Below are 7,184 nucleotides of genomic sequence, written 5' to 3'. Positions count from 1 at the left end.
AACAGGCCCTCGGCCGCGCCCCGCCCGATCTTGCGCGCGCCCTGATCGTCGCACACGGCCCCGGCCCCCGGCGGCGTGGCCAGCGCGGGCGGCAGGTCGAACGTCAGGGTCGACGCGGTGCTGATCTCGGCGGATTCGACAGTCACCCTCGCTAGATAGCGCCAGAGGTGACGAAACGGAACGGGAACATGCTATAGGCCTGTCGTGACGACGTCGATCACTGCAACGCTTCCGTCCCTGTTCGCCGACTGGTTCGCCGGTCGNNACGCTGGCGGGCTTCCTGCCCAGCCTGATCGATCTGGCCGAACGAGGACCGAGGCCGCAGACGGGGCCAGGATCTGGCGTTCACACGCTTTATCTGTCGCCGCTGAAGGCGTTGACCACCGACGTCGAACGCAACCTGATGACGCCCATCCGCGAGATCGGGCTGAACATCCACGTCGAAAGTCGCACCGGCGACACCAAACAGTCGAAGAAACAGCGCCAGCGCGACTTCCCCCCCGACATCCTGCTGACCACGCCGGAGCAGTTGGCCCTGTTCTGCGCCTGGGAGGGGGCGAGGGATTATTTCGCCGATCTGAAATGCGTGGTGCTGGACGAGGTCCACGCCATCTGGAGCGGCAAGCGGGGGGATTTGCTGGCGCTGGGGCTGGCGCGGTTGCAGATCTTCGCGCCGGGGATGCGACGGGTGGCCCTGAGCGCGACGGTGGACGATCCGCAAAAGATCGCCGACTGGCTCTCCCCTTCTCCCCTTGTGGGAGAAGGTGGCAGGCGGAGCCTGACGGATGAGGGGTCTCGCGACATTCCCGACATCATCCCGTCCGACGACAGAGAAACCCCTCATCCGAGCCCTTCGGGCCCACCTTCTCCCACAAGGGGAGAAGGGATTCGCATCGTGCTCGGCGACCCCGGCGCGCCGCCGATGATCGACGTTCTGGTCAGCGAAGGCCGCGTGCCCTGGGCCGGGCACACCGGCGTCCACGCCATCCCCGAAGTCTATGACGCCATCCGCCGCGCCGGCCTCAGCCTGATCTTCGTCAACACCCGCTGGCAGGCCGAGTTCGTCTTCCAGTCGCTGTGGGCGATCAATGAGGACGACCTGCCGATCGCCCTGCACCACGGCTCCCTGGCCGCCGAGCAGAGGCGCAAGGTCGAGGCGGCCATGGCGCGCGGCGACCTCAAGGCCGTGGTCTGCACCTCGACGCTGGACCTGGGCATCGACTGGGGCGACGTCGATCTGGTGATCCAACTGGCCGCGCCCAAGGGAGCCAGCCGTCTGGTCCAGCGCATCGGCCGGGCCAATCACCGGCTGGACGAGCCGTCGCGCGCCCTGATGGTCCCAGCCAGCCGCTTCGAGATGCTGGAGTGCCAGGCCGCGCGCGAGGCCGTGGCTGAGAACGCCTTCGACTGGGAGCCGGAGCATACCGGCACGCTGGATACGCTGGCCCAGCACGTCATGGGCTGCGCCTGTTCGGAAGCCTTCGACCTGCCCGACCTGTTCGCCGAGGTGACGACGGCGGGGCCCTATCGCGGCCTGACCTATGAGGCGTTCGAGGAGGTGGTCGATCTGGTCGCTGTCGGCGGCTATGCCCTGCGCACCTATGACCGGTTCGCCCGCATCGTGCGCACCCGCGACGGCAAGTGGACGGTCCGCAACGCCCAGATGGCCCAGCGGCACCGGATGAACGTCGGCGCCATCGTCTCGGCCGCCAATCTGAACGTGCGGGTCGCGGGACGACGCGCGGGCGGCAAGCACCTGGTCGCAGGGCGCAAGATCGGCGAGGCCGAGGAATGGTATTTCGAACAGATGACGCCCGGGGACACCTTCGTCTTCGCCGGTCAGGTCTGGGCCTTTCAGGGCATCGTGAAGACAGACGCCCTCGTCTCGCCCGCCGTCGATAAAGACCCGAAGATCCCCTCCTACGGCGGCTCGAAATTCCCGCTGGGCACCTCGTTGGCTGAACGGGTGCGGCGCATGGTGCAGGACCGCGATCACTGGCGCGTCCTGCCGCCCGACGTGCAGGAGTGGCTGGAACTGCAAGCGGTACGCAGCGCCATCCCGGCAGCCGAGACCCTGCTCATTGAGACATTTCCGCGCGGGACGCGGCATTTCATGGTCGCCTATCCGTTCGAGGGACGACTGGCGCACACCACCCTGGCCATGCTGCTGACGCGGCGGTTGGACCGGATGGGCGTCGGGCCTCTGGGCTTTGTCGTGACGGACTATTCGCTGGCGATCTGGTCGATCCGGCCGATGGGCGACCTCGATCTGGACGCCCTGTTCGAGCCGGACATGCTGGGCGACGATCTGGAGGCCTGGCTGGAGGAAAGCTTCATGATGAAGCGCTCCTTCCGCAACTGCGCCCTGATCTCCGGCCTGATCGAGCAGCGCCAGCCGGGGGCGGAGAAGACCGGGCGGCAGGTGACGTTCTCGACCGACCTGATCTACGACGTGCTGCGGCGGCATCAGCCGGATCACCTGCTGCTGAGGACGGCGCGGGCGGATGCGGCGACGGGCCTGCTGGACGTGGCGCGGCTGGGCCAGCTCCTGAGCCGCATCCACGGCCGCATCGTGCACAAGAGGCTGGACCGGCCCTCGCCCTTCTGCGTGCCGGTGCTGATGCAGATCGGGCGTGAACGGGTCGGGGGAGACGCCGCCGAGATGATCCTGGACGAAAGCGCCGAGGCCCTGATCGCCGAGGTCATGGAAGACGCGCCCGAGGCGTTGAAGGGGGCCGCGTGAAGACATCATGCGTCCTTCTCCCCTCGGGGGAGAAGGTGGGCGGCGGAGCCGCTCGGATGAGGGGGCTGTTTCAGCGAGCTACACGTCAGACGATGAGGGCGAGGCCTGCGGCCCCCTCATCCGTCTCGCTACGCGAGCCACCTTCTCCCCCAAGGGGAGAAGGGCGATGAACGACGCCTTGCGCGCGGCCCTGTCCCCGTTCCGCCATCCGTGCGGCGGGCTCAAGCTGACGGTCAACGGCGAAGCCTGCGTGTTGCGCTGTTCCGGCGCCCTGTGGCTGCCGACGCATCAGACCCTGATCGCCTCGGACCTGCACCTGGAGAAGGGCTCGGCCTTCGCGGCGCGGGGACAGATGCTGCCGCCCTATGACAGCCCCGCGACCCTGGCCAGGCTCGAGACCGAGATCGAGGCGCTGGACCCGCGCACGGTCGTCCTGCTGGGCGACAGCTTCCATGATTCAAAGGCGGTGTCGCGCATGGACGGCGCCCAGCTGACTCGGCTGGAAACCTTGGCCGCCGGGCGCGACTGGATCTGGCTGGAGGGCAATCACGACCTGGACGCCCTGGCCGGCGCGCTGGCCAATCCCTTCAAGCGCCTGCCCGGCCGGGTGGTCGAGACCCTGGCGCTGGGCGGCCTGTTCCTGATCCATGAGCCGCAGGCCGAGCCTACGCTGGGCGAGGTCGCGGGCCATCTGCATCCCGCCGCCCGCGTCGCCGCCTATGGCCGGGGCGTGCGCCGCCCCTGCTTCGTCACCGACGGGCGGCGGCTGATCCTGCCCGCCTTCGGCGCCTTCACCGGCGGGCTGGACGTGCGCGATCCCGCGATCACAGGCCTGTTTCCCGTCCCGCCGCTGACCGCCCTGCTGGGGCGGGACAAGGTTCACGCCGTCGCCTTCGACCGCCTGAGCTGACCAAAGGCGACGGCGCGACAGCCTCAGCCGACGTGCGGCGTGATGATGCCCAGCGGCAGGGTGGTGACGTTCTTCACCCCGCGCGTGACGATATGGCTCTCGCAGTTGGAGACGATGCCCAGCGTCAGCAGCTTGTCGCGCAGGAACTGGTCGAAGGCGTGCATGTCGGTGGTGATGATGCGCAGGACGTAATCCTCGCGCCCCGTGATGGTGGCGCACTGCACCACTTCGGGCCAGCTTTCGACGGCCTGTTCGAAGATCTGCAGGTTGTCGCGCGTCGGCAGGCTCAGCTTGACGATGGCGTAGACTTCGAAGTCCAGGCCCAGAAGACCGGCGTCCAATAGCGTGACACGCTTGCGTATCAGGCCAGAGTCCTCCAGTCTCTTGATCCGGCGCCAGCACGGCGAGGCCGACAGGCCGACGCGATCGGCGACCTCGGCGACAGACAGGCCCGCGTCCTGCTGAAGGATGTCGAGGATGCGCGCGTCGATAGGGTCGAGGTCGTCGGCCAAAGGCTTTCTCCGAATTAGCTTTCCGCGCAATAAAATACCCCAAATTGCCATTTGGCAAGGGTATTTTTAGGAGAGCCAACAATCATACGCCATGCTATGCCCTCTTCCATAAGGAAACGCGGCCGGTTCAACCGGACGGGAGGCATTGATGAAGAACACCCCGACGCTGTCGCTGCGCGTGCCGGAACCTTCGGGCCGGCCGGGCGACACGCCTGATTTCAGCCATCTGAAGCTCGATGCGCCGGGCGCTGTCGACCGCCCGGAGGTCAGCACGGCGCCTGCTGAAATGCGCGATCACGCCTTCCGCCTGATCCGCGTGCTGGACGATGAAGGCAAGGCGGTCGGCCCGTGGGATCCCAAGCTGGACCCTGAGACGATGCGTCGCGGCCTGAAGGCCATGATCCTGACGCGCGCCTTCGACGACCGGATGCACCGCGCCCACCGTCAGGGCAAGACCAGCTTCTACATGAAGTGCACCGGCGAAGAGGCCATTGCAGTCGCCCAGGGGATGATCCTGAGCCGCGAGGACATGGGCTTCCCCACCTATCGCCAACAGGGCCTTCTGATCGCGCGCGACTATCCGCTCGCGACCATGATGAACCAGATCTATTCGAACGCCGAAGACCCCATCAAGGGCCGCCAGCTGCCGATCATGTATTCGGCCAAGGACTACGGCTTCTTCACCATCTCGGGCAATCTGGGCACCCAGTACATTCAGGCCGTGGGCTGGGGCATGGCCTCGGCCATCCGCGGCGACGACAAGATCGCCATCACCTGGATCGGCGACGGCTCGACGGCAGAGAGCGACTTCCACTCGGCCCTGACCTTCGCCGCCGTCTATCGCGCGCCGGTCATCCTGAACATCGTCAACAACCAGTGGGCCATCTCGTCCTTCCAGGGCATCGCCGGCGGGCTTGAGACCACCTTCGCGTCCAAGGGCATCGGCTATGGCCTGCCCGCCCTGCGCGTCGACGGCAACGACTTCCTGGCCGTCTGGGCCGCGACCCAGTGGGCCGAGGAGCGCGCCCGCACCAACCAGGGCGCGACGATCATCGAGCTGTTCACTTACCGCGGTGCCCCGCACTCGACCTCGGACGACCCCAGCCGCTATCGCCCTGGCGACGAGCATGAGAAGTGGCCGCTGGGCGATCCGATCGCCCGCCTGAAGCAGCACCTGATCGCTATCGGCGAATGGTCCGACGAACAGCAGGAAGAAGCTGAAAAGGAAGCGGTCGAGAAGGTCCGCGCCGCCGCCAAGGAATCCGAGGCCATCGGCACCCTGGGCCAGTCGCGCCCCAGCGTGAAGACCATGTTCGAGGAGGTCTATGCGACCGAGGACTGGCGTCTGGTCGAACAGCGCCGCGAAGTAGGAGTCTGAGTGATGGCCGAGATCAACGACAAGATTGAAGCCGACATGGTCGACCAGAAGGACGCCCCGGCGTCGGTCGCCCCGGACGCGCCCGCTATCGCCGCGATGAACATGATCCAGGCCCTGAACTCGGCCCTGGACGTCAAGATGGCTGAAGACCCGACCGTCGTCTCCTACGGCGAGGACGCGGGCTATTTCGGCGGCGTCTTCCGCGTCACCGACCACCTGCAGAAGAAGCACGGCATGAACCGCAGCTTCGACGCCCCGATTTCGGAGACCGGCATCGTCGGCGCCGCCATCGGCATGGCCGCCTATGGCCTGCGCCCGGTCGTCGAGATCCAGTTCGCCGACTACATCTATCCGGCCTACGACCAGATCGTCTCCGAAGCGGCCAAGATGCGCTATCGCTCGGGCGGCCAGTTCACCACGCCGATGGTGGTGCGCAGCCCCTACGGCGGCGGCATCTTCGGCGGCCAGACGCACAGCCAGTCGCCCGAAAGCCTGTTCACCCACATCGCCGGCCTGAAGGTGGTGATCCCGTCCAACCCCTATGACGCCAAGGGTCTTCTGACCGCGGCGATCGAGGACGACGATCCGGTCATCTTCTTCGAGCCCAAGCGCCTCTACAACGGCCCCTTCGACGGCTGGCACGAAAAGCCGGTCAGCCCGTGGAAAGCGCAGGAACTGGCCCAGGTTCCGACCGGCAAATACATCGAGCCGATCGGCAAGGCCCGCGTGATGAAGGAAGGCTCCGACGTCACCCTTCTGGCCTATGGCACCATGGTCTGGGTCGCGCTGGCGGGCGCCGAGCACGCGGGCGTGGACGCCGAGGTCATCGACCTGCGCACCCTCGTGCCGCTCGACATCGAAGCCATCGAGGCCTCGGTCAAGAAGACCGGCCGCTGCGTCATCGTGCATGAGGCGCCGAAAACCTCGGGCTTCGGCGGCGAACTGAGCGCGCTGGTGCAGGAGCGCTGCTTCTATCACCTGGAGGCGCCGGTGGCGCGCGTGACCGGTTGGGACACGCCCTATCCACACGCCTTTGAATGGGAATATTTCCCCGGACCGCAGCGGGTCGCCGACGCGCTGAAAGCCGTCATGACCGGCCAAACATCAGGGATGGGTCGCTAAGATGGGTCGTTTTGTTTTCAAGCTGCCCGACGTGGGCGAAGGCACCGCCGAAGCCGAGCTCGTCGGCTGGCACGTCAAGGTCGGCGATACGGTCGCCGAGGATCAGATCGTCGCCGACGTCATGACCGACAAGGCCACGGTCGAACTGACCAGCCCGGTCGCGGGCGTCGTCACCGCCCTGCACGGCGAGCCCGGTCAGATGATGGCCGTGCGCGGCCCGCTGGCTGAATTCGAGGTCGAGGGCGAAGGCAACGCCGCCGCCGACGAACCGGCCGCCGCGCCTGTCGCCGCTGCCCCTGAGCCCGCTCCGGTCGCCGTCGAAGCGCCGAAGGCTGAAGCCGCTCCGGCGCCCGTCGCCGCCGCTGGCGCGAACCACGTCTTCAAACTGCCCGACGTGGGCGAAGGCACGGCCGAGGCCGAGCTGGTCGGCTGGCACGTCAAGGTCGGCGATGCGGTTCAGGAAGACCAGATCCTGGCCGAGGTCATGACCGACAAGGCGACGGTCGAACTGACCAGCCC

Annotated in this window: 6 protein-coding genes; 5 read left to right on the top strand and 1 reads right to left on the bottom strand. The window is 67.1% G+C overall.

Annotated features, from left to right (window positions below):
• Positions 1-220 precede the first annotated feature (220 nt).
• Both B2Y21_RS06760 and pdeM read left to right on the top strand, forming a co-directional pair.
• Positions 221-2,743, top strand: a complete 2,523-nt coding sequence (locus tag B2Y21_RS06760; protein WP_292058201.1) for a ligase-associated DNA damage response DEXH box helicase — start codon at positions 221-223, stop codon at positions 2,741-2,743.
• Between the two features lie 166 nt (positions 2,744-2,909).
• Positions 2,910-3,653: a ligase-associated DNA damage response endonuclease PdeM gene (gene pdeM / locus B2Y21_RS06755; protein ID WP_292058199.1), complete on the top strand. Its 744-nt coding sequence runs from the start codon at positions 2,910-2,912 to the stop codon at positions 3,651-3,653.
• Between the two features lie 23 nt (positions 3,654-3,676).
• Here the strand turns inward: pdeM and B2Y21_RS06750 are convergent, their stop codons facing one another.
• Positions 3,677-4,165 carry an Lrp/AsnC family transcriptional regulator gene (locus B2Y21_RS06750; protein ID WP_003166242.1) on the bottom strand — a complete coding sequence of 163 codons (489 nt, stop codon included), beginning with the start codon at positions 4,163-4,165 and terminating at the stop codon, positions 3,677-3,679.
• A gap of 148 nt (positions 4,166-4,313) precedes the next feature.
• On the opposite strand from B2Y21_RS06750, the gene B2Y21_RS06745 reads away from it, so the two are divergent.
• From B2Y21_RS06745 to B2Y21_RS06735, 3 genes are all read left to right on the top strand, one after another.
• On the top strand, positions 4,314-5,543 hold the full coding sequence (locus B2Y21_RS06745) for a 3-methyl-2-oxobutanoate dehydrogenase (2-methylpropanoyl-transferring) subunit alpha (RefSeq protein WP_292058197.1): 1,230 nt from the start codon (positions 4,314-4,316) through the stop codon (positions 5,541-5,543).
• Positions 5,544-5,579: 36 nt separating this feature from the next.
• Positions 5,580-6,665 (top strand): alpha-ketoacid dehydrogenase subunit beta, encoded by a 1,086-nt coding sequence (locus tag B2Y21_RS06740; protein WP_349679414.1) that lies wholly within the window; start codon positions 5,580-5,582, stop codon positions 6,663-6,665.
• A 1-nt stretch (position 6,666) separates the two neighbouring features.
• Positions 6,667-7,184 (top strand): biotin/lipoyl-containing protein (locus tag B2Y21_RS06735; protein WP_292058193.1); only part of this gene is annotated, 518 nt, incomplete at its 3' end.

It is taken from the genome of Brevundimonas sp. UBA5936, from assembly GCA_002430835.1.
In the GTDB taxonomy this organism is placed as follows: Bacteria; Pseudomonadota; Alphaproteobacteria; order Caulobacterales; family Caulobacteraceae; genus Brevundimonas.
Note: the sequence above shows the minus strand (reverse complement) of the source record. Positions and strands in the feature narration are given on the sequence as shown.

Coding starts and splice junctions, on each gene's coding strand:
- pdeM (WP_292058199.1), top strand. CDS start 2,910: ATGAACGACGCCTTGCGCGCGGCCCTGTCCCCGTTCCGCCATCCGTGC.
- B2Y21_RS06745 (WP_292058197.1), top strand. CDS start 4,314: ATGAAGAACACCCCGACGCTGTCGCTGCGCGTGCCGGAACCTTCGGGC.
- B2Y21_RS06740 (WP_349679414.1), top strand. CDS start 5,580: ATGGTCGACCAGAAGGACGCCCCGGCGTCGGTCGCCCCGGACGCGCCC.